Source organism: Pseudomonas sp. NPDC087690 (genome assembly GCF_044743175.1).
In the GTDB taxonomy this organism is placed as follows: domain Bacteria; phylum Pseudomonadota; class Gammaproteobacteria; order Pseudomonadales; family Pseudomonadaceae; genus Aquipseudomonas.
The window spans coordinates 3130-5674 of record NZ_JBIUVX010000085.1 but is presented as its reverse complement, the minus strand read 5'-3'; the positions used below and the strand labels follow the sequence as shown (position 1 = coordinate 5674).

General features: G+C 60.4%; 3 protein-coding genes. 2 read left to right on the top strand and 1 reads right to left on the bottom strand.

What is annotated here, in order from left to right:
- On the top strand, positions 1-496 hold a 496-nt coding region (locus ACIPIZ_RS29260; RefSeq protein WP_401168976.1), incomplete at its 5' end, for a PilZ domain-containing protein.
- 14 nt (positions 497-510) lie between these two features.
- Positions 511-1233, top strand: a complete 723-nt coding sequence (locus tag ACIPIZ_RS29255) for a glycerophosphodiester phosphodiesterase family protein (RefSeq protein ID WP_008087738.1) — start codon at positions 511-513, stop codon at positions 1231-1233.
- Between the two features lie 42 nt (positions 1234-1275).
- On the opposite strand, the gene sthA is transcribed toward ACIPIZ_RS29255, so the two are convergent.
- Positions 1276-2545, bottom strand: a 1270-nt coding sequence (gene sthA, locus ACIPIZ_RS29250; RefSeq protein ID WP_401168972.1) for a Si-specific NAD(P)(+) transhydrogenase, incomplete at its 5' end; no start/stop codon positions are given.

Here is a 2545-nt window from a genome sequence, read left to right as displayed (position 1 = left end):
CGAAGCCGCAGGCCAGGAAGTGTTGCAGGATGCTTCCCCACTGTTCAACCTGCTCAGCGAACTGCACCTGAGCGAATTCGAGTCGCAGCACCTGTTGCGCCAGATCAGCGAGCGTGACCGCGCCATCGCCGCGTTCCTGAAATCGCAGAACAAGCGCATTGACCTGCTCAGTCAGGTGGTCGCCCTGACCGTGCTCGGCCATATCGGCGAGCCGCAACCGGTGATCATCTCCGAGGGTGGAATCGACTTTCAGTACCCGACGCCGATTGCCACCGGTGCACACCTGTCGGTGAAACTGGTGCTGATGCCGCAAGCGCTCGGCCTGTTGCTGCGCGCCCGTGTCACCCATTGCGACCGCAAGGGCGAGGGTTATGACGTCGGCACCGAGTTCGAACACTTGACCGACGCCCAGCGCCAGTTGCTCGCCCGCTATATCTTGCAGAAGCAGGCCCAGGAACGACGTCTGGCCCGCGAACAGAACGAATCAGGCATTTAATTTAAGGAAGAACCGTGACCCTCATCTACGGCCACCGCGGCGCCAAGGGCGAAGCACCGGAAAACACCCTGAGCAGCTTTCAGGAATGTCTCAAGCACGGCGTGCGCCGTTGCGAACTCGATCTGCACCTGTCCAAGGACGGCGAGTTGATGGTCATCCACGACCCGACCCTCAAACGCACCACGGACCGCCGTGGCAAGGTCGTCGAGCACACCGCCGCCGAACTGGTCACCTACGACGCGCGCAAGGGTGGCCCGGGCTGGATCAAGCCGTGCCCGATTCCGACGCTGGAAGAATTGTTCGAGCAGTGTGATTTCGAGCACTGGCAGCTCGAAGTGAAAAGCGCTTCGCGTACTCGCGCCGCAACCACGGTGTTGGCGATTCGTGAAATGGCTCAGCGCCACGGCCTGCTGGACAAGGTGACCATCACTTCGAGTTCGCGGGAAGTGCTGAAAGCGGCGCTGGATCTGGTGCCGGATGTGTCGCGGGGGTTGGTCGCCGAATACGCCTGGCTCGATCCGTTGAAGGTCGCGGCCAGTTATGGCTGTGAGATTCTCGCGTTGAACTGGACGCTGTGTACGCCGGAACGCCTGCAGAAGGCGCAGCGTCAGGGGCTGCACGTGTCGGTGTGGACCGTCAACGAACCTGCGCTGATGCGCAGGCTCGCCGACTTCGGCGTTGACAGCCTGATTACAGACTTTCCCGGTTTGGCCACTGCCACCCTCGAGAATTGCTGAAATCGGTCTCCCCGGCCGGCTCAGGCCACCGGCCGGAGCCCGTCAAAAAAGCCGGTTAAGGCCGTCGTACGCTGCTACCCGATAGGCTTCGGCCATGGTCGGGTAGTTGAACGTGGTGTTGACGAAGTACTTCAGGGTATTCAGCTCGCCCGGCTGGTTCATGATCGCCTGACCGATGTGGACGATCTCCGACGCCTGATAACCGAAGCAGTGAACGCCCAGCACTTCCAGGGTTTCACGGTGGAACAGGATCTTCAGCATGCCTTGCGGCTCGCCGGCGATCTGCGCACGCGCCATGCTCTTGAAGAATGCCTTGCCGACTTCGTAGGGCACTTTGGCCTGGGTCAGTTCCTGCTCGTTCTTGCCGATCGAGCTGATCTCCGGAATCGTGTAGATGCCGGTCGGCACGTCATTCACGAAACGCCAGCTACCGTTATCAACGATGCTGCCAGCGGCCGAACGGCCCTGGTCGTGGGCAGCACTGGCCAGGCTCGGCCAGCCGATCACGTCACCGGCACCATAGATGTTCGGTACGCAGGTGCGGTAAGCCTCGTCGACTTCGATCTGGCCACGGCTGTTGACCTTGACGCCGATGTTTTCCAGACCCAATTGATCGGTGTTACCGGTACGGCCGTTGCACCAGAGCAAGGCGTCGGCCTTGATCTTCTTGCCCGACTTCAGGTGCAGGATTACGCCGTTATCGACACCTTCAACGCGATCGTAATCTTCGTTGTGGCGCACAGTGATGTTGTTGTTGCTGAAGTGGTAGCTCAACGCCTGGGAGATTTCCGAGTCGAGGAAGCTCAGCAACTGGCCACGGTTATCGACCAGCTCAACCAATACACCCAGACCACTGAAGATCGACGCATACTCGCAACCGATCACGCCGGCGCCGTAAACGATCAGTTTGCGCGGGGTGTGGCCGAGGCTGAGGATGGTGTCGCTATCGTAGATACGCGGGTGGTGGAAATCGATGTCCGCCGGGCGATAAGGACGCGAACCGGTGGCGATGATGATGTGCTTGGCCACCAGTTTCTCGACCACGCCATTGGCGCAGACCACTTCGATGGTTTGCTCGTCAGCGAAGCTGCCGGTACCGAAGAACACGTCGACGCGGTTACGGGCGTAGTACCCGGTGCGCGAAGCAACTTGTTTGGAAATGACCTTCTCGGCGCTTTTCAACACGTCCGGGAAGGAGAACCAGCGTGGCTCGCCGATCGCACGGAACATCGGATTGGTGTTGAACTGCATGATCTGCCGCACCGAGTGACGCAGTGCCTTGGACGGGATGGTACCGAGGTGGGTGCAGTTG